At 65.4% G+C, this 23,940-nt stretch carries 22 protein-coding genes, 2 tRNA genes and 1 pseudogene; 12 read left to right on the forward strand and 13 right to left on the reverse strand.

Annotated elements, in window-relative coordinates:
• Positions 1–258 precede the first annotated feature (258 nt).
• Complete coding sequence (locus tag OU998_RS10625; protein ID WP_267513426.1) at positions 259–726, forward strand: hypothetical protein; 468 nt, start codon at positions 259–261, stop codon at positions 724–726.
• A gap of 39 nt (positions 727–765) precedes the next feature.
• Positions 766–1,708 (forward strand): IS630 family transposase gene (locus tag OU998_RS10630; protein ID WP_267513427.1). Its coding sequence is split into 2 segments (ribosomal slippage): positions 766–1,101 and positions 1,103–1,708, totalling 942 coding nucleotides; the frame shifts between segments, so codons are not numbered across the junction.
• Between the two features lie 266 nt (positions 1,709–1,974).
• Here the strand turns inward: OU998_RS10630 and mfd are convergent.
• Complete coding sequence (mfd, locus tag OU998_RS10635) at positions 1,975–5,430, reverse strand: transcription-repair coupling factor (protein ID WP_267513428.1); 3,456 nt, start codon at positions 5,428–5,430, stop codon at positions 1,975–1,977.
• Positions 5,430–5,768 carry a succinate dehydrogenase assembly factor 2 gene (locus OU998_RS10640; RefSeq protein WP_267513429.1) on the reverse strand — a complete coding sequence of 113 codons (339 nt, stop codon included), beginning with the start codon at positions 5,766–5,768 and terminating at the stop codon, positions 5,430–5,432. The genes mfd and OU998_RS10640 overlap by 1 nt, the downstream gene beginning before the upstream one ends.
• Before the next feature lie 147 nt (positions 5,769–5,915).
• On the opposite strand from OU998_RS10640, the gene recG reads away from it, so the two are divergent.
• From recG to OU998_RS10665, 5 genes are all read left to right on the forward strand, one after another.
• On the forward strand, positions 5,916–8,003 hold the full coding sequence (recG, locus tag OU998_RS10645; RefSeq protein ID WP_267513430.1) for an ATP-dependent DNA helicase RecG: 2,088 nt from the start codon (positions 5,916–5,918) through the stop codon (positions 8,001–8,003).
• Positions 8,004–8,342: 339 nt separating this feature from the next.
• Complete coding sequence (locus tag OU998_RS10650) at positions 8,343–9,956, forward strand: NAD(P)/FAD-dependent oxidoreductase (RefSeq protein WP_267513431.1); 1,614 nt, start codon at positions 8,343–8,345, stop codon at positions 9,954–9,956.
• A gap of 285 nt (positions 9,957–10,241) precedes the next feature.
• The gene (locus tag OU998_RS10655; protein WP_267513432.1) at positions 10,242–10,571 is read left to right on the forward strand and encodes a DUF6968 family protein; all 330 of its coding nucleotides are present in this window, start codon (positions 10,242–10,244) and stop codon (positions 10,569–10,571) included.
• 181 nt (positions 10,572–10,752) lie between these two features.
• Positions 10,753–12,138, forward strand: coding sequence for an SPFH domain-containing protein (locus OU998_RS10660; RefSeq protein ID WP_267513433.1), 1,386 nt, complete (start codon positions 10,753–10,755; stop codon positions 12,136–12,138).
• Between the two features lie 198 nt (positions 12,139–12,336).
• Positions 12,337–12,651: a hypothetical protein gene (locus tag OU998_RS10665; protein ID WP_267513434.1), complete on the forward strand. Its 315-nt coding sequence runs from the start codon at positions 12,337–12,339 to the stop codon at positions 12,649–12,651.
• Positions 12,652–12,761: 110 nt separating this feature from the next.
• Here the strand turns inward: OU998_RS10665 and OU998_RS10670 are convergent, their stop codons facing one another.
• A complete protein-coding gene (locus tag OU998_RS10670; protein ID WP_267513435.1) occupies positions 12,762–13,118 on the reverse strand; it encodes a hypothetical protein in 357 nt (118 codons plus the stop codon).
• A 112-nt stretch (positions 13,119–13,230) separates the two neighbouring features.
• Here OU998_RS10670 and OU998_RS10675 point away from each other — a divergent pair, with 112 nt between their 5' ends.
• Both OU998_RS10675 and OU998_RS10680 read left to right on the forward strand, forming a co-directional pair.
• Positions 13,231–13,623: a hypothetical protein gene (locus OU998_RS10675; protein WP_267513437.1), complete on the forward strand. Its 393-nt coding sequence runs from the start codon at positions 13,231–13,233 to the stop codon at positions 13,621–13,623.
• A gap of 136 nt (positions 13,624–13,759) precedes the next feature.
• Positions 13,760–14,164 (forward strand): hypothetical protein, encoded by a 405-nt coding sequence (locus tag OU998_RS10680; RefSeq protein ID WP_267513439.1) that lies wholly within the window; start codon positions 13,760–13,762, stop codon positions 14,162–14,164.
• 872 nt (positions 14,165–15,036) lie between these two features.
• Here the strand turns inward: OU998_RS10680 and OU998_RS10685 are convergent.
• Genes OU998_RS10685 through OU998_RS10705 form a run of 5 tightly spaced genes read right to left on the reverse strand, consistent with a single transcriptional unit; the run spans position 15,037 to position 19,102 of the window.
• Positions 15,037–15,831, reverse strand: coding sequence for an MBL fold metallo-hydrolase (locus OU998_RS10685; protein ID WP_267513441.1), 795 nt, complete (start codon positions 15,829–15,831; stop codon positions 15,037–15,039).
• Positions 15,828–16,610, reverse strand: a complete 783-nt coding sequence (locus OU998_RS10690) for a TatD family hydrolase (RefSeq protein WP_267513443.1) — start codon at positions 16,608–16,610, stop codon at positions 15,828–15,830. Before OU998_RS10690 ends, OU998_RS10685 begins: the two co-directional genes overlap by 4 nt.
• On the reverse strand, positions 16,610–17,602 hold the full coding sequence (locus OU998_RS10695) for a DNA polymerase III subunit delta' (RefSeq protein WP_267513445.1): 993 nt from the start codon (positions 17,600–17,602) through the stop codon (positions 16,610–16,612). The genes OU998_RS10690 and OU998_RS10695 overlap by 1 nt, the downstream gene beginning before the upstream one ends.
• Complete coding sequence (gene tmk / locus OU998_RS10700; protein ID WP_267513446.1) at positions 17,599–18,231, reverse strand: dTMP kinase; 633 nt, start codon at positions 18,229–18,231, stop codon at positions 17,599–17,601. The genes OU998_RS10695 and tmk overlap by 4 nt, the downstream gene beginning before the upstream one ends.
• Before the next feature lie 37 nt (positions 18,232–18,268).
• Positions 18,269–19,102: a septal ring lytic transglycosylase RlpA family protein gene (locus OU998_RS10705; protein ID WP_267513448.1), complete on the reverse strand. Its 834-nt coding sequence runs from the start codon at positions 19,100–19,102 to the stop codon at positions 18,269–18,271.
• A gap of 111 nt (positions 19,103–19,213) precedes the next feature.
• On the opposite strand from OU998_RS10705, the gene OU998_RS10710 reads away from it, so the two are divergent.
• Positions 19,214–19,303 (forward strand) — tRNA-Ser (locus tag OU998_RS10710).
• A 301-nt stretch (positions 19,304–19,604) separates the two neighbouring features.
• On the opposite strand, the pseudogene OU998_RS10715 reads toward OU998_RS10710, so the two are convergent.
• The 3 genes and pseudogenes from OU998_RS10715 to OU998_RS10725 all read right to left on the reverse strand — a co-directional run.
• Positions 19,605–19,739: pseudogene (locus OU998_RS10715) on the reverse strand (transposase); the annotation flags it as partial.
• Positions 19,740–19,964: 225 nt separating this feature from the next.
• Positions 19,965–20,135: a hypothetical protein gene (locus tag OU998_RS10720; RefSeq protein ID WP_267513449.1), complete on the reverse strand. Its 171-nt coding sequence runs from the start codon at positions 20,133–20,135 to the stop codon at positions 19,965–19,967.
• A gap of 134 nt (positions 20,136–20,269) precedes the next feature.
• Positions 20,270–21,115 (reverse strand): helix-turn-helix domain-containing protein, encoded by an 846-nt coding sequence (locus OU998_RS10725; protein WP_267513451.1) that lies wholly within the window; start codon positions 21,113–21,115, stop codon positions 20,270–20,272.
• Positions 21,116–21,204: 89 nt separating this feature from the next.
• Between OU998_RS10725 and pobA the strand changes: the two genes are divergently transcribed.
• Both pobA and OU998_RS10735 read left to right on the forward strand, forming a co-directional pair.
• Positions 21,205–22,389, forward strand: coding sequence for a 4-hydroxybenzoate 3-monooxygenase (pobA, locus tag OU998_RS10730; protein WP_267513453.1), 1,185 nt, complete (start codon positions 21,205–21,207; stop codon positions 22,387–22,389).
• On the forward strand, positions 22,389–22,865 hold the full coding sequence (locus tag OU998_RS10735) for a hypothetical protein (protein ID WP_267513454.1): 477 nt from the start codon (positions 22,389–22,391) through the stop codon (positions 22,863–22,865). The genes pobA and OU998_RS10735 overlap by 1 nt, the downstream gene beginning before the upstream one ends.
• Before the next feature lie 3 nt (positions 22,866–22,868).
• On the opposite strand, the gene OU998_RS10740 is transcribed toward OU998_RS10735, so the two are convergent.
• A complete protein-coding gene (locus tag OU998_RS10740; RefSeq protein WP_267513456.1) occupies positions 22,869–23,825 on the reverse strand; it encodes a rhodanese-related sulfurtransferase in 957 nt (318 codons plus the stop codon).
• A gap of 30 nt (positions 23,826–23,855) precedes the next feature.
• A tRNA-Arg gene (locus tag OU998_RS10745) sits at positions 23,856–23,932 on the reverse strand.
• Positions 23,933–23,940 lie beyond the last annotated feature (8 nt).

Raw genomic sequence — 23,940 nt, forward strand, 5'->3', positions numbered from 1 at the left:
GCAGGTCACCCCTCACTCGTTCGCGATATTCGCTTCTTCACCGGCAGCAGCTACACTTGCGGATGCCACGAGGCGACTGCGTTTGGGCGGCGAGTTTCATTCCTCCTACGATCTCGCGGCTACAGCTTTGGGTCTTGGCACCATCTCTACATACGCACAGTCGAGGGTGATCAGGCTGACACCCCCGTCGTGGCGTTGGAGGGCTTCGAGTGGTGGCATCGATTCGTCGAGGTCGCTGTTCCGCCAGGATTTGCCGCAATGGACGAAGGCAAGCGAACACAACTTTTGATTGCCCGAACCAAGCACGTACTAAGATCGCTCTTTCCCAATAATGGCAGCGTGCTCGAAGAAGTACTCGCCGAGGCCGAGCGAGAACGGGATCGCCTACGTTTTCTGATAAAGCGAAAAAAAATCGGCAATCAAAGCGTGGAAGCGAGTTTCAACCTGGCCACCTGGCCAGCCCCCTCAGATCTCATCCTTGTCATAAAAGACCACAAAGCAAGTATTTGTCTATCTTCAGCAAGGATCGAGCTAGAATTTTACGCTGACGCCTTCAGCCTAGTCGGCGACATACGCCGAGAGGGCGAAACTGTAAAAATAGTCCCGAAGACGTCTTTCACAGCGCAGTTGGTGGCGACGCGGTATGAGACGTCACTCACCCTTCCTCTGACGACCTTTAGAGCATGGCTCGCTTTGACGGAATCGGGATTCCCAAGTTTGCGGTGATCTGATTCAACATTCGTGCTGGATGGGAGGCCAGCCCGGATGACGGCTCCTTATTCGATGGATCTTCGTGAGCGAGCGTTGGCGCGTAAGGCGGAGGGCGAGACACACCGGGAGATCGCGGCGGCGCTTCGGATCAGTCCGTCTTGCGTGTCCAAGTGGACGAAGCGAGTTGGAGAGACAGGTTCGGTGGCGCCGGGCCAGGTCGGCGGCCACAAGCCTCGCACGCTATCAGGAGACTGCGCCGAATGGCTGCGCACCCGCATCGCCTCAGGGCCGTTCACGCTCAGAGGGCTGACGGCCGAACTTGCCGCGCGCGGGATCAAGACCGGCCCTCGAGCGGTGTGGGTGTTCGTGCACGCTGAAGGACTGAGCTTCAAAAAAAACACTGCTGCCTGAGGAGCAGGCCCGGCCTGACGTCGCGCGCCGCCGCGCACGCTGGAAGGCGCATCAGGGGCGGATCGACCCGTCGCGACTGGTGTTCCTGGACGAGACCTGGGTCAAGACCAACATGGCGCCCTTGCGCGGCTGGGGGCCGAGGGGGCGACGCTTGAAGGGCCACTCGCCCTTCGGTCACTGGAAAACCCTGACCTTCATCGCCGCCCTGCGCCATGACCGGATCGACGCGCCCTGGGTTATCGATGGTCCGATCAACGGCGCGATCTTCCTCGTCTACATCGAGAAAATACTGGCGCCGACCTTGTCGCCTGGCGACGTCGTCGTCCTCGACAACCTCGGCAGTCACAAGGGCAAGGCCGCCCGCGCCGCTGTCAGGGCCAAAGGCGCACACATGATCTTCCTGCCCCCTTACTCCCCCGACCTGAACCCCATCGAACAGGTCTTCGCCAAGCTCAAACACCTCATGCGCAACGCCCAGCCCAGAACCTTTGAAGCCACATGGCGAAAGGCCGGAGAGATCATCAATCTCTTCAGCCCCGCCGAATGTGCGAACTACCTCGTCAACTCAGGATACGGTTCCGTGTGAAGGAAGCACGCTCTAGCCCGCTCGTTTGCCTCCCTCCCACGTCGCATCTGATCGCGGGGCCCCTGATATAAGGCGGGACTCGGTACGCCCGCTTTACACGTCAAACAGACCATCAACGTGTCCGCTTACAGGCAGGCGGCCGGCCCCTTGCCCGCGGCGATGCGTCCTTGTCGTTTCATGCCTTGAGCTGGCGACCAGACGATCCACCGTACTGCGCCCGCGATACACCCGATCCTTGCCCCCAAGAACGAGCCGCGGCGGGAACCTTACGCCCCCGCCACCCGCGCCAGATCGGCCGTGATCCGCTCCGCCACCTTCAGCCGCTCTTCCGCCGTCGGCCAGTCGCCCGTCACCACAATCTTCTGATCCGGCCGGATCTTCCAGAAGGCCTGGTTCTTCTGGATCAGCCCAACCAATCCAATGGGATTGGGGAAGCTGTTGTCGCGCAGGGTCAGCACGGCGCCGCGCGGCCCGATGTCGATCTTCTCGATACAGGCGCGGCGACAGTTCGACTTGATGCCGACGATCTTCAGCAGTTGCTGCGCCTCGTCCGGCAGGGGCCCGAACCGGTCGATCAGTTCGGCGGCCAGGGCTTCACGATCCTCGGCCTGTTCGGCGTCGGACAAGCGCCGATACAGGCTGAGACGGACGTTCAGGTCCGGCACATATTCCTCTGGAATCAGGACGGAAGCCCCGACGTTGATCGACGGCGACCAGCCGCGATCCACAGTGGCCCCCTCGCCCTTCTCGCGCAGCTCGGCGACCGCGTCTTCCAGCATCTGCTGATACAGTTCGACCCCGACCTCGCGGATATGGCCCGACTGTTCGTCGCCCAGCAGATTGCCGCCGCCGCGCTGGTCCAGGTCGTGGCTGGCCAGCTGGAAGCCGGCGCCCAGATTGTCGAGCGACTGCAACACCTGCAACCGCCGCTCGGCCGACAGGGTCATCGGCTTGACCGCGTCCGTGGTCAGATAGGCGAAGGCCCGCGCCTTGGACCGGCCGACCCGGCCCCGGATCTGGTACAGCTGCGCCAGGCCGAACATGTCGGCGCGGTGCACCACCAGCGTATTGGCCGTCGGAATATCCAGCCCGCTCTCGACGATAGTGGTCGAGACCAGCACATCGTATTCGCCGTCATAGAAGGCGCTCATCACCTCCTCGAGCTGGGTCGCCGACATCTGGCCGTGGCCGACCACGAACTTGATCTCAGGCACCTGCTCGCGCAGGAATTTCTCGATGGCCGGCAGGTCCTTCAGGCGTGGCGCGACATAATAGGCCTGACCCCCGCGATATTTCTCGCGCAGCAGGGCCTCGCGCACCAGCACCGGATCCCACGGCGTCACATAGGTCCGCACCGCCAGGCGATCGACCGGCGGGGTGGCGATGATCGACATCTCGCGAATGCCCGACAGGGCCATTTGCAGGGTGCGCGGGATCGGGGTGGCGGTCAGGGTCAGCAGGTGAACATCGGCGCGCAGCGACTTCAGCTTCTCCTTGTGCTTGACGCCGAAATGCTGCTCCTCGTCGACGATGACCAGGCCCAGGTCGCGGAAGCCGACCTGTTCGGACAGCACCGCATGGGTGCCGACGACGATCTCGACCGAGCCGTCCTTCAGCCCCGCCCGCGTCTCCGCCGCCTCCTTGCCTCCCACCATCCGCGACAGTTGCCGCACCTTCACAGGCCAGCCGGCGAACCGTTCGGTGAAGGTCTTGTAGTGCTGGCGCGCCAACAGGGTCGTCGGCGCCACAATGGCCACCTGCTGCCCCGTCATGGCCACCACAAAGGCGGCCCGCAGCGCCACCTCGGTCTTGCCGAAGCCGACGTCGCCGCAGATCAGCCGATCCATCGGCGTGCCCTTACCCAGATCCTCCAGCACGTCGCCGATGGCGTTCAGCTGATCGTCCGTCTCCTCGTAGGGGAAGCGGGCGCAGAATTCGGCGAACAGGCCCGGCGGCGGCACGACAGCGTCGGTCTCGCGCAGCGCCCGCTTGGCGGCGAGCGCGATCAGCCCCTCGGCCATGGCGCGCAGGCGCTCCTTGGCCTTTGACTTGCGCGCCTGCCAGCCGGCCCCGCCCAGCCGGTCCAGCTGGGCGCCTTCTGAATCCGAGCCGTATCGGGTCAGAAGGTCAATGTTTTCAACCGGCAGATAGAGTTTGCTCTCACCGGCGTACAACAGCTCCAGGCAGTCGTGCGGCGCCTGCTGGATCTCCAGCGTCTTCAACCCCTCGTACCGCCCGATGCCGTGATCCAGGTGAACCACCAGGTCGCCAGTGGTCAGGGCCGAGGCCTCGGCCAGGAAGTTCGACGCCCGCCGCTTCTTGCGCGGCCGCGCCAACCGGTCGCCCAGGATGTCGGTCTCGGAGATAACCGCGACCTCGTCCGTCGCAAACCCATGCTCCACCGGCAGGACGCCGCGCAGATACAGGTCCTTCGGCGCGGTCTGGACATCGGCCCAGTCGCGCACGGCGACGATATGATCCAGGCCGTGGTCGGCCAGCATGGTCGCCAGACGTTCCGACGAGCCCTCGGTCCACGAGGCGAACAACACCCGCTTGCCGTCGGCCTTCAGCGCGGCCGCATGGGCCGCCACCGCCTCAAACAGGTTGACGCTGTCCTGCGCCCGCTCGGCCGCAAAGGTCCGACCCAACCGGCCGCCGGCGTCCTCGCCACCGCCCGAGAAGGGCGTGAACCGTCGCACGGCGCGCCCCGCCAGCGCCTGGTTCCAGTCGCCGGCGTCCAGATACAGCGATCGGGGCGGCAGGGCGCGATTGGCCGCCGCGTGCCCTTTGGTTTTCGCCGCTTCCGTCCGCCCATCATAGGCGTCGGCGATCAGGTCCCACCGCTCGGCCCGCGCGCTCTCGGCCTGATTGTCGAGGAAGATCAGCGCCTGATCCGGCAGATAGTCGAACAGCGAATCCAGCGTCTCGTAAAACAGCGGCAGCCACTGCTCCATGCCCTGACGCCGCGCGCCCTCGCTGATGGTCGCATACAGCGGGTCGTCGCCCGGCGCCCCGAACAGGTTCAGATAGCCGGTGCGGAACCGCGAGATGGCCGCCGCATCCAGCAGGGCCTCCGACACGGGCGCCAGCGACACCGCCGTCATCTGGCCCGTCGATCTCTGGGTCTCGGGGTCGAAGGTGCGGATCGATTCCAGTTCCGATCCGAACATGTCCAGCCGCACCGGCTCCTCGAAGCCCGGCGGATAGACATCGACCACCCCGCCCCGCACCGCGAACTCGCCCCGCTCAGATACGGTCGAGGCCCGGACATAGCCGTTGGCCGCGAAATATCGCTCCAGCGCCTGGATATCCAGATCGCGGCCCACCTTGGTCTCGAACCCGGCCTGGGTCGTCACCGACCTGGGCGGCGTCCTCTGCATGGCCGCGCCGACGGTCGTGACCACCAGAACCGGCGCGTCCCCCGGCTTGCGCTGGGCCAGCCGCGTCAGGGTCGCCATCCGCTGGGCGGCGATCCCCGGCGTCGGGCTCAGCCGGTCATAGGGCAGGCAGTCCCAGGCCGGATATTCAAGAATTTCGACATCTTGCGAGAAGAAGCGAAACGCCTGAACGAATCCGCCAGACCGCTGATAGTCGCGCGCCACGAACACGCCGATCCCGCCGGCGGCCTTGATCCGCTCGGCGACGACCAGGGCGTCCAGCCCCTCCGGCGCCCCGCCCAGATCGGCGTCGGTGCGGTGCTGCACAGTGACCTGTTGATCCATCAGCCGATACCCTTGCCGACCTCGGCCGCCACATGTTCGCGCATGAAGGCCCGCACCTTGGCCATCACCGGCGTCTCGAACTCGGCCGGCGTCGGGTCACGCTCGATGATCCAGCCGTAGAGCCACTGGTCCTCCTCGTCGATCAGCAGCTCGAGCTGGTCCAGCTCGGCGTCCGTCAGGGTCGGCGCCACCTGGTCCGAGAACGGGCCCAGCACCATGTCGGCCTCGCGGAAGCCGCGCCGCCAAGAGCGGAACTGGATTCGGCCCAGCCGCTGTTTGCGCTCCAGGGCCGTTTGGTCGCCACTGTCGTCTTGGGGATGCGCGTCGATGTCGGTCACAAGGATCCTTGCCCGTTGAATATGCCAGGTGCGCTCAAGCAGAGAGCCGCCGCGCGGCGAGCGATCGCGCACCCGGAATGGAAGAAGCGCAGATAGCCTTCCTGAACGGACTTCGCCACCCGTCATGGTCACGCTATGTTCCCGGCGATGCGTCCGCAGATTCTCTTTCCCCTGTTCGCCGAGGTCTCCAGCCTGAAGGGCGTGGGCCCCCGCGCCCTGCCCCTGGTGCAGAAGGTGGCGGGGCCGCTGGTGCGCGACCTGGCCTTCCTCAGCCCGTCGGGCGTCATCGTCCGCCGGCCCATGGAGGCGGCGACCGCCGTGGACGGCGAGGTCGGGATCTTCGAGATCGTCATCGACCGCCTGTTCGTCCCCAGCCGCCCCGGCGCCCCGCTGAAGGTCCGCGCCAGCGACCCGACCGGCTTCGTTCACCTGGTCTGGTTCGGCGGCTCGCCCCAGCATATCGACCGACTGCTGCCGCGCGGCGAGACCCGGCTGGTCTCGGGCAAGGTCGAGCGGTTCAACGGCGAGGTCCAGATCGTCCACCCGGACATCGTCACCCTGGACAAGGCCGCCGACATCCCCGCTTCCGAACCCGTCTATCCGGCGACCCAGGGCTTGACCTCGCGCCAGTTGCGCAAACTGGTCCAGGCCGCCCTGCCCGCCGCCCCCGACCTGCCGGAATGGCAGGACCCCGCCTGGCTGAAGAAGCAGAACTGGCTGGGCTGGCGCGCCGCCCTTGACGCCCTGCACGCCCCGGCGGGCGAGCTGGACCTGACGCCCGACGCCCCGGCCCGCCAGCGCCTGGCCTATGACGAATTCCTGGCCCACCAGCTGGCCCTGGCCCGCCGTCGCCGCGCCCGCGAAATCAAACCCTCGCCCGTCATGGCGCCCGGCCCCGCCTCCGACCACCTGCTCCAGGCCCTGCCCTTCACCCTGACCAACGCCCAGGCCCAGGCCGTCGCCGAAATCCGCCGCGACCTGGCCTCCGGCAAACAGATGGGCCGCCTGCTTCAGGGCGACGTCGGTTCGGGCAAGACCGCCGTCGCCGCCCTGGCCCTGGCCGACGCGGCCTCCAGCGGCTTCCAGTCCGCCCTGATGGCCCCGACCGAAATCCTGGCCCGCCAGCATTACGAAAAGCTCGGCCCCTTGCTGGAGTCGGCCGGCGTCGCCTCCGTCCTGCTCACCGGCCGCGACACCAACGGCCAGAGGCGCGAGAAGCTGGCCGCCCTGGCCTCGGGTCACGCCCAGGTCGCCATCGGCACCCACGCCCTGTTCCAGGACGCCGTCCGCTTCGACCGCCTGGCCCTGGCCGTCATCGACGAGCAGCACCGGTTCGGCGTCAGCGAGCGCCAGCGGCTCCAGGCCAAGGGCGATCCGCGAATCGGCGCCGTCCACCTGCTGACCATGTCGGCCACCCCCATCCCCCGCACCCTGGAACTGACCCAGTACGGCGAACTGGAGGTCAGCCGCCTGATGGAGAAGCCGCCGGGCCGCACCCCCGTCACCACCGCCGTCGTCCCCCTGGTCCGCATCGGCGAGGTCGCCGCCCGGTTGAAGACGGCGCTGGACGCCGGCGCCCAGGCCTATTGGATCTGCCCTCTCGTCGCAGAATCCGAGGCCATCGACCTCGCCGCCGCCGTCGATCGCGCCGACGATCTGCGCCGCCTGCTGGGGGTCGAGGTCGGCCTGGCCCATGGCCAGATGCCGGGCGCCGAACGCGAAGCCGTCATGGCCGACTTCGCCGACGGCCGCCTCCCCCTGCTGGTCGCCACCACCGTGGTCGAGGTCGGGGTCGATGTGCCCAACGCCTCCATCATGGTCATCGAACACGCCGACCGCTTCGGCCTGGCCCAGTTGCACCAACTACGCGGCCGCGTCGGTCGCGGCTCAAAGGCCAGTTCCTGCATCCTGCTGTACGGCGGCCAGGACGGCGCCCTCGGTGAAACCGCCAAGGAACGCCTCGAGACCCTCCGCCGCACCGAGGACGGCTTCGTCATCGCCGAGGAGGACTTCCGCCTGCGCGGTGGCGGCGACCCCCTGGGCCTGAAACAGAGCGGCTTCCCCGCCTACCGCTTCGCCGACCCGATCCGTCACCGGTCCCTGATGCTGGCCGCCGCCGACGACGCCCGCCTGATCCTGGGCCGCGACCCCGACCTGACCTCCGAACGCGGCCAGGCGGTTCAGGTGCTGGAAGAGCTGTTCGACTGGAAGGGGCATAAGGCGGGGGCAGATTAATAGGGACGGCCACGCCCGCGCCCACGCCCAACACCCAACACCCGTCATCCTAGGCCTTGTGCCTAGGATCCATAGACTCAGACGCCAGGAACGATCGCACATCCGCCGACCACGCCCGACGCTACACACCGAGCGTATGGATCCTAGGCACAAGGCCTAGGATGACGGTGATCAAACAGCTCCCGCCACGTCTGCTGTTCCACATGGCGGACTTGGGGTGGAGGCGCAGAGCCCTATCGTTTCAGCCCCTGATCGCCTCCATCAGCGGCGTGATTCCCAGCACCGCCCTTTGGATCTTGCCTCATGCTTTTGGCGTCGCGACCGGCTAGAACGCCCCGGATGTTGCGCCTCTCAGAACTCAAACTGCCCCTCGACCACCCGCCGGAGGCCTTGCCCGCTGCGATCGCCGCCCGCCTGGGCGTGCCGCCGCACGATCTTATCTCCTGGTCGATATGGAAGCGGGCGCACGACGCCCGCCGGAAATCCGCGATTCTGAAAGTCTATATCCTCGACGTCGAGGTGAGGGACGAATCGGCGGTGCTGGCCCGCCTTGCGGACGACCTGCACGTGGCGCCGACGCCAGACGTCGCCTATCGCCCGGTCGCTGTCGCACCCAAGACCGAGCGCCTTCGGCCGGTCGTGATCGGGGCCGGGCCGTGCGGCTTGTTCGCCGGGCTGATCCTGGCCGAGATGGGGTTCAAGCCGATCATCCTCGACCGCGGCAAGGTGGTTCGGCAGCGGACCAAGGACACCTGGGGCCTGTGGCGGAGCAGCAAGTTGGACCCGGAATCCAACGTGCAGTTCGGCGAGGGCGGCGCGGGCACCTTCTCCGACGGCAAGCTCTACAGCCAGATCAAGGATCCGCGTTTCCTGGCCCGCAAGGTGTTGACCGAATTCGTCGCGGCCGGGGCGCCGGAGGAAATCCTCACCGAGGCCCACCCGCACATCGGCACCTTCCGCCTGGTGACCATGGTCGAGGCCATGCGCGAGAAGATCGAAAACCTGGGCGGCGAATACCGCTTCGAGCACCGGGTCACCGACATCGATCTCGACAAGGGCGTCCTCCGGGGCGTGCGCCTGCACACCGGCGAGACGCTGGAAGCCGACCACGTGGTCTTCGCCATCGGCCATTCGTCGCGCGACACCTTCCAGACCCTCTACGAGCGCGGCGTCCATATCGAGGCCAAGCCGTTCTCGATCGGCTTCCGCATCGAGCATCCGCAATCCTGGATCGACCGGGCCATGTTCGGCCCCTGCGCCGGCCACCCCGATCTGGGCGCGGCGGCCTATACGCTTTCACACCACTGCTCGAACGGCCGCACCGTCTACAGCTTCTGCATGTGCCCGGGCGGCACCGTAGTCGCGGCCACCAGCGAGCCCGGCCGCGTCGTGACCAACGGCATGAGCCAATATTCGCGCAACGAGCGCAACGCCAACTCCGGCTTCGTGGTCGGCATCTCGCCCGAGGATTACGGGAGCGACCACCCGCTGGCCGGCATCGAACTGCAACGGGATCTGGAGACCCGCGCCTATGCGGCCGGCGGCGGCGACTATTTCGCGCCCGGCCAGCTGGTCGGCGACTTCCTGGCGGGCCGCCCCTCGACCACGCTAGGCGAGGTCGTCCCCAGCTATAAGCCGGGCGTGCGCCCGACCGACCTGGCGCCGCTGATGCCCGACTATGTGATCGCCGCCATGCGCGAGGCCCTGCCCGTCTTCGGCCGCAAGATCGCCCGCTACGACGACGCCCAGGCGGTTCTGACGGGCGTCGAAACCCGCAGTTCATCCCCGATCCGAATGACCCGCGGCGCCGACTTCCAGAGCCTGAACGTGCGCGGCCTCTTCCCTGCCGGCGAAGGCGCCGGCTACGCCGGCGGCATCCTGTCGGCCGCCGTCGACGGCATCAAGGTCGCCGAAGCCGTCGCCCGGTCGATGGTGGCGGAGGGGACGGCATAGACGAAAGGCGGCGCATCGCTGCGATCGTGCGACAATCCGGACCTCGTCAGAGGGCGTGGAGCAGACTTCATCCCCCCAGTCGAGTTTCGCCGAATGCCGCATCCGGCGGAAGGCATGCCGCCTTGCTCGCCGGTCCAACAGTTACGCTACGCGCCAGATCGGTCATTCACTGTCGGCCCCAAACGCGACATTCAGCGCGCGGCTCGAAAGTCGGGTTTCCGGCCGCTAGCATAAGACGGTTCGCGACCCGTTGCGGCCATTGGTGGCTTAAGGCACAAGCGATGCATGAATGACGCAGCCTTCGTTGAGCGCACGTTTGAAAGTGGCGACGACAAGATAACGATCCGCTTTCTGCAGCCTACTTTAGCTCCGGGCGGCGAGTATCAGTGCCGATGGGCAATCAACTGGCCCAATGGAGTTCGGCAACGCTATTCATGTGGTTTGGACGGTATTCAAGCGCTCATGTTGGCAATGAAGATGGTTCACTCGGAGCTGGTGGATAGCGACCTCTACAAGTCGGGAAAGCTGACATACGTCGATCAGTATGATTTGGACCTACCACCCGGCTGGGGCGAAGGTCAGTTGTATGTGCCACCGGAAGAGAACGGCAGCTAACCACCCCTTGCCGACCTCCAGGGAGTCCGCTCATGGGCTCTCCCACGAAAGTCTGGTTTCGGTGATCCTGCCTACGACGCACCCACCCCGCCACCCGCCTAGCCGGCGGCTGAACAGCCTCTCGCAATAGTTGCGCCCCACGGCCTTTATAGACATAGTCCGGCCAGTATCGGGGGACCATATGAACATCTACATCATCGCCGGCGGCGTAGCGCTCGGCGTCTTCGTCATTGGATTCCTGATCGCGTTGGTTCTGCGCCGGGTGGTCCCGACCAACGAAGTTCACATCGTCCAGCGCGGGCGGTCTCGCGTCAGCTACGGCGCCAGTCAGTCGGCCGGAAACGTCTACTACGAGTGGCCGGCCTTCCTGCCCAGGATCGGCGTCCTGGTGACCAAGTTCCCGGTCTCCATATTTGACGTGAACCTGAAAGACTACGAAGCCTACGACACCGGGCGCCTCCCGTTCCGGGTGGACGTCCAGGCGTTCATGCGGATCGCAAAATCGGATACGGCGGCGGAAAAGGTCGCCAATTTCGACGAGCTGCAACATCAGCTGTCCGGCATCCTTCAGGGCGCCGTCCGGAACGTGCTGGCCACCCACAAGCTCGAAGACATCCTCGAAGCCCGATCAACCCTGGCCGAGGCCTTTACCGCCCAGGTGGACAATCAGCTTCAGGCGTGGGGCGTCGAGACGGTCAAGAACATCGAGTTCATGGACATCCGCGACAGCGCCAACTCGCAGGTCATCGCCAACATCATGGCGAAGGAGAAATCCCGCATTGATCGCGAGAGCCGCGAGGCCGTGGCGATGAACAGCCAGTTTGCCCAGACCAAGGAGATCGAGGCCCAACGCATCGTCGAGGTGAACAAGCAGGATGCTTTGCAGCAGGTCGGAATGCGGACGGCCGAGCAGGAGAAGCAGGTCGGTATCGCCAAGCAGGTCGCCGAACAGCAGGTTCTGGTCGCCCAGAGGGACACCACCGAACGTGAAATGGATGTGAAGCTGGTCGCCGATACGCGCTCCGCCGACATCGCCAAGGGGGTCGCGGAAGTTCAGGCCGCGCAGGAGCGCGAGGTCACGATCATCCGGGCGGAGGGGCAGCGCCAACAGCAGGTCATCGCCGCAGAGGCTGAACGTCAACGGCTGGAGCTGGTCGCGCAAGGAACCCTGGCCCAGCAGAAGCTCGACGCCGAAGGACTACTGGCGCAGGGCCAGAGCCGCGCCGAAGCCGAGCGGCTCCTGCTTCTGGCGCCGGTCTCGACGCAGATCGAACTCGCCAAGGAGATCGGCGGCAACGACGGCTACCAGACCTACTTGGTGCGCGTGGAGCAGATCAAAGCCGGGCAGGCCGTGGGCGTCGCCCAGGCTGAGGCCCTGAGCGCCGCCGACATCAAGGTGATCGTGACCGGCGGCGACGTGCCCCAGGGTATGAACAGCATCACCGACGTGTTCAGCGCGCGGGGCGGCCAAGCCCTCGGCGCGATGCTGGAGGGGCTGGCTCAGACCGACGCCGGCAAGGCCGTGGTGGAGCGGGCAACCAAGGGCGCTGCAAAGCTCAAAGAGTAGCGTCGTACAGGTCCGTCCGGCCGCCGACGGGAATGTCAGTAAGTAGCACCGCTCTCAACGTCGGCTTCCCACCCGTTGCGGACATTCAGCGCGACGGGCAGGTTCGGCGCCTGTGAATGCGCGAGGGGCTTTTCGACCGTGGAACATAAAGAGGTTTTAGCCCGCGCGCCTGGCTCTTTCATATTGGTTGGCGGTAGCGTGGAAGTCGATGCTCCCCCGTTTGGGGACGGTCCGGCCCGGCTCTGGGCCGATGAGCGTTGCGTCTGCATTGGAACCCTCGCTGAGGTCGATGGGCACGCGCGAGTGATTGTCGGATCGAATGTTGATCACGCTAACCTCGCGCTAGCCTTCAGCGGTGAAATCTCCACTCCGGCCCGGCGACTGGTGGTTAGCGACGCTGAACTGAACACGCTGATCGAAGTCGCCGTTCCTACCCAACTGACCAGCCTCTCGATCTGGACGAACGACGCCCGCGAACCAACCATGATCGCAATCAACGTCACGGATCGTTAGGTCCGCTTTCCACCCCTAGCCGCAGTTCGGCGGGTCCGCTTTTGGGCTGTGGTGCCGATGTCCGCTTTCCGCGCTGGTGTCGATGTCGTGGTCCGACCCATAGCGGACGTTTAGGGGCGCGTTTCTGCTTCTCGGAGCATTTGGTCGAAGACTTCCTCGGATAATTTCTTGAGGTCTTCGAACGCCGGAGCGGTTGATCGTTGATCACCGTTGCCCTCGCCGCTGATCCGGAGGCCTCGATCAGTCTTAGTAATTGTGAAGACGAATGGCGTCGCCGGGTTATCCGGAGCCGAGACCACAATCAGCGTCCGCCGGTCATCACATCCGTAGGTCAGCCACTCGGTGCCGCCGAACGAGCGTTGTATCGGCCCACTCATGCATTGCAGCGGTTTCGCAGCGGGCTTATGATCCTGTTGAACAGGCAAAGTCAGCAGGGCAAATGCAATCACTGGCACGATTATTGGCACGGTTCGGTCCCCCAATTTCACATTGGATCATGTAAAGGCCGATTTCCATCCGCAGTCGAACTTCCGCTTTCGACCCATTGCAGACGTTGGCCGATTGAACTTAGGAGAGCTGATGATCATCGCCACGATGTTGTTCGCTTTCTATCAATCGGCACCGCCTGCCGCAGCGCGGCCTGAACCTGCCGTCTGTGAACTATCCGAGCGTGACCTAGCGACAGGATCTCGGCTTTGGTGCCCTGCCGAGCTCCAGAGACGAGTGCCGCAAAGCCTCATGACGACGATGCCCATCGATGGGATCGGCAAGGGATGGGCGCTGTTGAAATGCGACCTCGGCGAAGGTGGCGTAACGACGGCGTGCAGTCTCGTCGATGAGTCGGAACCGGGTTCTTCGTTCGGCGCATGGGCGAAACGCGTTCAGCTCAGAGCGACTGCTCAGAGCACCGATGGCAGTTTTCCCCCTGTGGGCGATAGCTACTACGCCTTTGCTCGATGGGAGGTTCGCTAGCGTCTGCTTCACTCACCTAGCGGACGAAGGCATCGACCGCTTTCCAAACTGGCCGTCATTGTCTCTTTGCAGCAGTGACGTCCAAGACCGAAATCGACCCATTGCGGACGTTGAAGCCCCGATGCCAAATGATCGAATGGAAGCGACCCCTTCGAGCCGGATCATCGACCAACGCGTCCGAAACAGGATTATGGAGGAATTGCTTGGGCTGGCAGAAGGCGACGAGAGCGTTCGCCGCATAGGTGCCGGAGAATACTTCGAAGCCTTCTATGACTGGGTTCCGCATCGCGGCGATGGCATCAGACCGAATAGCGCGCTGACGCAGGATGAAGCCGCTCTTATCCTCAAAGTCAGCATCGCTCTGGACGAGGCATGTGACGCAACGCCTAAAATGGTGTCGACTCAAGAACTTATAGCTACCGGTTGGCCTGAACGGATTAAGCCACTCGCCCGATCCGCACTGGACCAGATGCTGAAGCGAGGCCGGTTTAGAGAAGAAATCGAAGAAGATGAGCCGTCATCAACCGCTCTTTGGCCTTGAAGGGACGTCCGCTTCCCACCCCTAGCGGCAGTTCGGCACGTCCGCTTTTGGGCTGTGAGGCCGATGTCCGCTTTCCGCGTTGGTGTAAATGTCGTGGTCCGACCCAGAGCAGACCATGGATAGCCAGCTTGTTTGACAGAACCAGACAAGGCACGGTCCATCCATGACGCTAGCGCGCTATCCCCTCGCAGTTCCGGCAGATCGGTTAGTTGCGGACATCGAAGCGCGACTAACTGCCGACCCAGATGGCCGTGTTGGATACGAGTGCCTGTTCATCACGACGATATCCACCAGACCAGCGATGGCGTTCGAACTATTCCCGGAAGCGTTGAGGGCTCCAGGCTGGAAAGCGCACGTTGTCGAACAGCTGAGCCGGGCGGAACGCGATGCTCGAGACGGCGAGGCGGTCTACTTCGAGCCCTATGGAGAAAATGTCCGCTAACCACCGCGAACAGATGTCCGGTACGTCCGCTTTCCAGCGCGCCCCTGCTGAATGCAAATGTGAGGAGAGCGGTTCGTATAGATGAACCAAGGACGGCAAACGACGCTTACCGCTCCTAATTTTCCGAAATGACGCTAATCATTTCAACGCCCTAACGCGCCCGAACGGCCATCGACCAACCACGCCCCCGAGACTGTGCTAGCCTCGTCGTCCGGTCTTTGACATCGGGCGCGCGCCGCAGTCCGCCTGCGCCGTCCGCTCCCCATCAACGCCACAGTCGTCGCCCCTGGCGCGTTTGGCGCCTTTGGCACGGTTGTCACCCTGTTTTCGCGCCAAACCGACCGGCCTCAGCCGATCATAAAGCCGCAGCCGTCGCCCATGGCGCATTTGGCGGTTTGTCACCCTGTTTTTACGACAGGCCTGCCAAAACTCAGCCGATCATGCAGCGCCAGCCGTCGAACCCGACCTCGACATTGGCCGGAACAATCGCCGACAGTTCCTTGTAATCCATGTCGATATGCAGGTTCGTCAGCACGGCCCGCTCGACATCCGCCGCCGCAATCCACTCCAGCGTCCGGTCCAGATGGGCATGGGTCGGATGGGGGGTGTAGCGCAGGGCGTCGACGATCCAGACCTGGCAACCCGCCACCGCACGGATCGCCGCCTCGTCCAGGTCCGACACGTCGCTGGAATAGACCATGTCGCCCAGCCGATAGCCGACCGACCGGATCGGCCCGTGCCCCTGATCGAAGGTCACGACCGGGATCGCGCCCCCCGGCCCCTCCACCGACCAGTCCGTCCCGTGGGGCGGAATGACCTGGGCGTCCAGCAGCGGCGGATAGCCGAACTTGCTCTCGAAGATATAGTCGAACCGGTGCGACAGGGACGTCAGGGTCGCCTCATCCATCCAGGCCGGGATCCGCTTGCGCGCCCGCGTCGCGAAGGTCCGCAGATCGTCGATCCCGTGGGTCTGGTCCGCATGGTCGTGGGTATAGAGGACGGCGTCCACATGCCGGGTCTCGCTGGCCAGCATCTGTTCGCGCAGGTCCGGCGAGGTGTCGATCAGGATGTTGGTCATCCCCTCCGGCCCGGTCTTCCGCGCCAGCATCGAGCAGCGCGTGCGCCGGTTCCTCGGCTCGGCCGGGTCGCACACGCCCCAGTCGCCGTCGCCCCGCGGCACCCCGCCCGAGGATCCGCTGCCCAGGATGACGACTTCGAAACTCATGCCGATCTCGGTATCCGGTCAAAGAGGCCGAAGAAGGCCTCGGTGGTTCTCAGGTCCGCCTCCTCGGCGCTCCAGCCCCGGATCTCGGCCAGCTTGTCCAGCACATGGCTGATATAGGCCGGCTCGTTGCGCCGCCCCCGATGCGGGATGGGCGCCAGATAGGGGCAGTCGGTCTCGACGATTATACGCTCGGCCGGCATGTCCCGGATCACCGCCCGCACATCCTCGGCCGCCTTGAAGGTGGCGATGCCTGAAACCGAGAACCAGGCCCCAAGTTCCGCAGCGATTCCCGCCAGTTCCGCCCCGCTGGTGTAGCAGTGCATCAGCATCTTGAACGGCCCGGCGGCGTGCTCCTCCTTCAGGATCGCCCCCATGACCTCATCCGCCTCGCGGGTATGGATCACCAGCGGCAGACCGGTCTCCCGCGCCGCCGCCACATGCTGTCGGAACACCGCCGCCTGGATCTCGCGCGGGCTGAAGTCATAGTGGAAGTCCAGACCGCACTCGCCGATCCCCACCACCTTGGGCCGCTGCGCCAGCTCGATCAGGGTCGCCGCCGTCAGATCCGCCGCATCCTTGGCCTCGTGCGGATGGACCCCGACCGTGCACCAGATGTCGTCGTTGGCCATGGCGATCCCATGGGTCGCCTCAAAGGTGGTCAGCTTGTCGGAGATCTCGACCATCAGGCCGACCCCGGCCTCGCGCGCCCGGGCGATCACGTCGTCCCGGTCCTCGTCGAACTGGGGCGCGTGCAGGTTCACATGACTGTCGATCAGCATCAGCCCATCCGCGCCTGCTGGGCCTGGACCCGCTTCAAGTCCGCCAGCGCCCCGGCCAGCACATCGGCCTTGTCCAGGTTCAGCCCTGCCGCCCGCTCCGGCAAGGGCTGCAGCCGCTCCCACAGCTCGGCCCACCGGTTGCCTGCGCCGGCCGGACTGCTCAAGGCCCGCATCCGCACCGCCGCGATCAGCCGGTCCATCAGGGTCTCAAACCGCTCCTGGCCTTCCGCGCCCCGGAACTTGTCGGCGACGGCCAGGGCCTCGGCCCGGTCCACATCCCCCTCGACCCAGCGCCGCGCCAGCTGGTCCATCTCGAAGGTCGCCCCCGACGCCAGGGCCAGGGCCGCGCCCGGCGATCCGCCCGCCATGGCCGCCGCGTGCTCGGCCTCCTCCGGCTCCGCCCCCGTGCGGTTCCGCACCAGGGTCTCCAGCCGCTCCGGCGTCCAGATGGGGAAGCTCAGCCGCCGGCAGCGCGACCGGATCGTGGCCAGCAGCCGCCCCGGCGCGTGGGTGACCAGGAACAGCACGCCCCGCTCGGGCGGCTCCTCCAGAACCTTCAGCAAGGCGTTGGCCGCATTGATGTTCAGGTCGTCGGCCGCATCGATGATGGCCACCCGGTGCTGGGCCTGGGACGGGCTCTTGGAGAAGAACTCGGGCAGGTCGCGCGACTGATCGACCGAGATCGACTTCTTGGTCTTTCCGCCCTCGACCAGCCGCTCCAGCACCAGCAGGTCGGGATGGGACTGGGCCGAGATCAGCCGGCTGACCGGATCCTCGCGCCGCGCGCCCAACGGCCCGCGCGCCGGATCGGCCGCCGCCCCCAGCAGCCGCCGCGCCGCGCGATAGGCGAAGGTCGCCTTGCCCGTCCCCTCGACCCCGCACAACAGCCAGGCATGGTGCAGCCGCCCCCGCTCCCAGGCGTCCAGAAAGGCCGCTTCCGCCGCCGCATCAGGGACCAGATCGAACCGGTCGCGGGGATGATCGTCGCTCACAGCAGCCGGTCCTGAACCGCCCGCCAAACCCGCGCCTCGACCTCGTCCAGCGATCCCACGGCGTCGATCAGCACACACCGCTCCGGATGGGCCTCGACGATCCTCAGAAAGCCCTCGCGCAGTCGCTTATGGAACTCCAGCCCCTTGGACTCGAACCGGGTCTCGAACAGGCCGCGCCCGAACGCCCGCTCCAGCCCCACCTCGACCGGCAGGTCGAACACCAGGGTCAGGTCCGGCTGATCGGTCCCGACCACGCCCGCATCGATCTGTTCGATAAAGCTCTGGGCCACCCCGCCGCCCGCGCCCTGATAAGCCCGGCTTGAGTCGGCGAACCGGTCGCACACCACCCAGTCGCCGGCTTCCAAAGCCGGCCGAATGGTCCGCTCCAGATGGTCGGAGCGCGAGGCGTACATCAGCAGGGTCTCGGTCATGGCCGACCAGGGCTCGGCGTCGGTGGCCACCACCAGGTTGCGGATCACCTCCGCCCCCTTCGACCCGCCCGGTTCGCGCGTCCGCACCACCTGGCGATCGCCCAGCACGGATTGCAGCCGTTCGACCAGCCGCCCGACCTGAGTCGACTTGCCGGCCCCCTCGCCGCCTTCGAAGCTTATGAATTTTCCACGGGTCACGGGCGCACAATGGCGACCGCGGCGCGGGAGGCAAGCCTTAGCCGCCGGATATCAACAGAGCGTCCGCATATCCGCGCGCCACGACCGCCTGACGGGCCGCTTCCGCCGCATTGGCGTCGATCCAGGGCCCGACCAGAACCCGATATCCGCCGCTGCTGGCGTCCACGGTCGCCCGCGCGCCCAGTCGCCCAGCGATTCGCCGCGCCGCCGCCTGATCCGAAAACGACCCGGCCTGCACCCAATAGGAGCCGCTTCCGCTCACCAACGCCGTCGCTTCGATGGGCGCAGTCGGTGGCGCGGGCTGATACGGCCTAGCCGTGGTGGATTGCGCCGAAGGCGGCGGCGCTTCCGCCCTCAGCACCGTCCCTCCGCCCAGCCTTGGCGCTCGCCCAAGGTAGCGAACCCGCACCCGGCCCACGCCTTGCCGCAGCATATCCAGCTCCTGCGCCGCCCCCCGCGACAGATCGATGATCCGACCATCGACGAACGGCCCGCGATCATTGACCCGCACGATGATCCGCCGTCCGTTCTCCAGATTGGTGACTTCCACCAGACCCGGCAGAGGCAAGGTCTTGTGCGCCGCCGTCAGCTGGCTCATGTCGAACCGCTCGCCGGTCGAGGTCGGCCGCCCGTTGAAGGCGTCGCCATACCAGGAGGCCATGCCGACCTCCTCATAGTCCGGCTGTTCCTTGGGCGTGTACCACCGCCCGCGCACCTGATAGGGCCGCATCGTCCCCGACACGATCGGCGCCGGATCCTTGACCACCGGCACAGCCCCGCCGCCTCGCCCGGCGCCCAATGTCGAACAGGCTGCCAGCAACGAGAACAGCCCCAAAGTCAGGCCGCTCCGCACCCATTGTCCAACTCGCATCGGTACGCCTCGTCACAATCGTCCAAAAAAGAGGATGACCGAAGACATTTCCGCTTTGGTTAACGCCCCCTTCCCCTGCTATGGCGTCCGCCCGACCGGGCGATCCGGCAAGGAAGTGTGGCCGAGTGGTTTAAGGCACTGGTCTTGAAAACCAGCGACGGTGAAAGCCGTCCGTGGGTTCGAATCCCACCGCTTCCGCCAATAGCGTTGATTTTATTGCGAAAATTGGAAGATTTTCCTCACACCCACCTAACAGCCCGCCTACCGGATAACGATTGAGACGCCGTTTCAGGACGGTTCAGGCGTGTTCATTTCGCCTGGCCAAAGCCCTGCTCGGCGAGATCGCTGTCGTTCGAGCGAAGCGATTCTACCCGCGCTGTCGCCGGGAAACGGCTTCAGCGGCCCCGGCATACCCGTGATCCGCAGACAGGCGTATGGCTCCGGGTATTCGCACTTGAAACGTTGCAAGGCGTTCCACAGGCAAGAGGCTTGGGCTCAGGACTCATAGCCAGAAGAGCACGGTTGCGGCGAGGGCTATGGCGGACAGGAAGACGGTTGGGCAGCGATCGTAGCGGGTTGCGACCCGTCGCCAGTCTTTCAGGCGTCCAAACATGATTTCTATGCGGTTCAACCCTTTCAACTCGATATCCCACACAAAATACCGCTCTGGGCCCGCCACCAGGGCGTCTACGGCCCGTTTGGTCAATTTCGTGGTCACCGTATGGTCACCAGACATTTCGCCTCCGTCCCGCCACAGCGGGTTTTGAACGCCCATTTTGGTGACCACATGGTCACCACTTGGGAGCAAATCGGAGGATAAGGCGGTCATCCCGAGCCATCGCCCTTTGCCCAGTTTACGCCATCAAAACAGGCACTTGGGAAACATCGGGAAACCCGAGGGTTCGAGCTCGATGTCCCAGTAGAGGTAGGTGACCGGGCAGATATGGGCGGCGACCACCTTGGCCTCTCTGCCCGCAACGCCCGTCGACATCCCACAGGGTGCAAACGGATTCAGCCAGTCCAAAAATGCCATTCCTTTCACCTTTAGCCGATCTGTCCGCCAGCTTCAGGAGAAGAGTGTCAGCGACGCCAGTTTCCGCCAACCCTTACGGCGCGCGCATCGATAAAATGGCGAACAAGCCCTCAGCTACCGGCCCCGCCGATGGGCTACGGCCGCACCTGCCGCTGCCGCCAATCAAGCGGTGAAATTCCGGCGCAACGCAGGAAGAAGCGTGAGAAATATGAAGGGTCGGCGAACCCCAGCTGGTAGCCGACCTCGGCGACGGACAGGGTCGAATAGGCCAGGAGCCGCCGCGCCTCCAGCATCTGGCGATCATGGATGAGCTGCAGCGGCGTCCGCCCGACCACCTCCATACAGGCGCGCACCAGAGTCGATCGCGCAACCCCGACCTCCTTGGCCAAGGCCTGAACCGAGCCGGGATCCGCAAGGCGACGCTCCACAGCGGCGCGGTAGGACTGGACCACCCGGACCGCAGTCGTGACGACCGTTCGCGCCGCTGGGCCGCCGCACGCCACATGGGACAGCACAACCAGGGCCCAACCGGCCAAGGCCGCCCCCCGCCCCGCCGACGCGCCGCCGAAGGCCTCCAGCAAGGCGGCGAAGGCGGCGTCCAGTGCGTCGGCGCGAGACGGCACGGCGACCACAGGCTGGGCGACGCCTCCGCCATGCACCGCAAGGAAATCCCCCGACACCATCAGCACGAAGCCGTCGCTTCCTTCCTCGAATTCGAAACCATGCACTGCGCCCGCCGGTATGGCGACCAGCAGGCCAGGCGAGAGCGTGAAGACATCGGCGTCTAGGGTCATGCGCCCGCCGCCCGACTGCACCCAGAGAATCTGGAGGAGATCCCCGTGCCGATGCGGCAGGATCCGCCAACGGTTGGGGCGGCTCCGCGACGCCAGGGTCTCTACATGTAAAGGCTCTACATCGGCGCCGATCTCTCCGTAGAGGCCGTACCGGGGAAAGGGACCAGGGTCAGGCGCCTTTTGCATGATCCAAAAATGCCATTTTCAGGTCAGTCCGTCCATCGCCTCTTTCCAGCGACGTCGTCAGTCTGTCGGCAATCATAAGGGAGGCATCATTGGACCACCGCACCCAGGTCGCCATCATCGGCGCGGGGCCCGCCGGCCTGTTGCTCGCTCACAAGCTGCGACGCGCGGGCGTCGATTGTCTCGTGATCGAACGACGAGACCGAGACTATGTCGAAGGCCGCGTCCGCGCCGGCGTGCTCGAACAGGTCACGGTCGATCTTCTGGCGGAACTCGGCCTCGACCAACGCCTCAGACGCGAAGGTCTTGTTCACGGCGGAACGCGCCTTTCGGCGGACGGCCAGTCCTTCCGCATCGACTTCGCCGCCGCGACCGGCGGCCGGACCGTGATGGTCTATGGCCAGCAGGAGGTCATGAAAGACCTCTTCGACGCCGCCCCGGATCACGACGTCTCCATCGTGTTCAACGCCGAGGACGTGGCCCTGTCGGATCTGGACACGGACCGGCCTGTCGTGCGCTGGCGCAAGGACGACCAGACCCATACGCTGAGATGCGACTATGTCGCCGGATGCGACGGCTATCACGGCGTCAGCCGCGCCTCGATCCCCGCCACGGTGCTGCGGACATTTGAGAAGGTCTATCCGTTTGGATGGCTCGGCATCATCGCCGAGGCGCCGCCCGTCGATCACGAACTGATCTACGCCAACCATAGGCGCGGCTTCGCCTTGGCCAGCATGCGTTCACCGACCCGCAGCCGCTATTATGTGCAATGCCCGATCGCGGATCGTGTCGAGGATTGGAGCGACGACCGCTTTTACGATGAGCTGGCGATCCGGCTCGGCGACGACTCCCGCAACCTGGTGCGGGGCCCGTCCATCGAGAAATCCATCGCCCCGCTGAGGAGTTTCGTCGCCGAGCCGATGCGCTGGGGACGGCTGTTCCTCGCCGGCGACGCCGCCCACATCGTGCCGCCCACCGGCGCCAAGGGGCTGAACCTGGCTGCTTCCGATGTCGTCATCCTGGCGCGCGGACTGATCGACGCCTGTCTCAGGGACGACACCGTCGCGCTCGACCACTACTCCGACCAGGCGCTCAGGCGTGTGTGGAAGGCGGAGCGCTTCTCGTGGTGGTTCACATCCTTGACCCACCGCTTCCCCGACACCTCGGACCTCGACCGCCGCCTCCAGATCGCGGAGCTCGACTATCTGCGGCAATCAGCCGCCGCTCAAGCCGTCCTGGCCGAGAACTATGTCGGCCTGCCCCTCGAGGCCCGCTGATGATCAACGAGTTCTGCCCCTCCCCCAAGGCTGCGCTGAAAGGCATACGGTTCGACGGGATGACGATCATGTCCGGCGGCTTCGGCGTCCCGGGGCAGACACTCCTCTCCAGCTCCGAAAAGCTAGCATGGGTGTCCACTGAAACGAGGGAGGATCAGACACCGCTTTCGCCGGCGCTGCGATCATGCGAGCCTGTTCGGATGAACAGCTTCTCTAAAGTCGCCCTCGCCCTTACGCTGGTCGCGACGACCGTCGCCTGCACTGACAGCAAACGCGCGCGCAACGACGCGACCTGGGGCGACACGCCGGCGGATATCACCTGCTGGACCTATGGGGTCGAGAACTTCAAGGGGCGGTCCACCGGCAAGGTCGAATATGACGACGGCGGCCGCATCTCTTTCGTGGACGCCGCCAACAACCGCTACACGACCGTCGATGGCGACTGCCGCGTGGTCTATCAGCAGCCGGCCAAATAGGCTTCAGGCCGAATCGTTGCGGCCCAGGTGGGTCTCGCCGCGCCGGCGAGCCAGTTCGATCTGCCTCTGCCGCTCAGCGTAGCGGAGCCGCTGGGCGTCGTCGCGGGTGTCGCGGCAGCGGTCGCAGCAGACGCCCTCGATAAAGTGGGGAGAGGCCCGCCCCTGGGCGTCCAAAGGCATGCGACATCCCCGGCACAGGGTGTGATCGCCCTGAACCAGCCCATGACCGACTGAAACCCGCTCGTCGAAGACGAAACAGTCGCCCTGCCACAGGCTGTCGCCCGGCTCGACTTCTTCCAGATACCGCAGGATCCCCCCCTCGAGGTGATGGACATTCTCCACCCCCTCGGCCTTCAGAAAGGCCGTCGACTTCTCGCAGCGAATGCCGCCGGTGCAGTACATGGCGACGCGTTTGGGCTGTCTCTCGTCCAACAGGGCGCGCCCCTCGGTGCGGAACCAGTGGGGGAAGTCCCGGAAGCTGCGGGTGTTCGGCTGCACCGCGCCTTCAAAGGCGCCGATCTCGCCCTCGTAGTCGTTGCGAGTGTCGATCACCAGGGTGGTCGGATCGGCGATCAGAGCGTTCCAGTCCTGCGGCGCGACATAGACGCCAGCCTGCCTGGCCGGATCCAGATCCGGTTGGCCCATGGTGACGATCTCGCGCTTGATCCGGACCTTCATCCTCAAAAACGGCATCTCGCCGGTCCAGGCGTATTTCACGTCCAGATCGGCGAAGCCGGCCATGGCGCGCACCTCGGCCAAGACGGCTTCAACACCCGCTTCAGGTCCCGCTATGGTGCCGTTCAGCCCTTCAGCTGCAACCAGCAACGTCCCCTTCACCCCACCGCCCTCACAGACAGCCTGCAAACGCGCCTGCGCCACGCCGACGCCTGCGATCAGGGCGAATCGGTAAAGGGCCGCGACGCGGATCTGGCCGACATTCGAGGAAGTGGATTCGGTCATGGCGTAGCCTTCAGCAGCCCCGTCGAATCGTGGCGCGCCCTGCAGGACTCGAACCTGCAACCGTCCGCTTAGAAGGCGGGTGCTCTATCCGGTTGAGCTAAGGGCGCTCGGCAAC

The organism is Brevundimonas sp. SL130, from assembly GCF_026625805.1.
Classification (GTDB): Bacteria; Pseudomonadota; Alphaproteobacteria; order Caulobacterales; family Caulobacteraceae; genus Brevundimonas.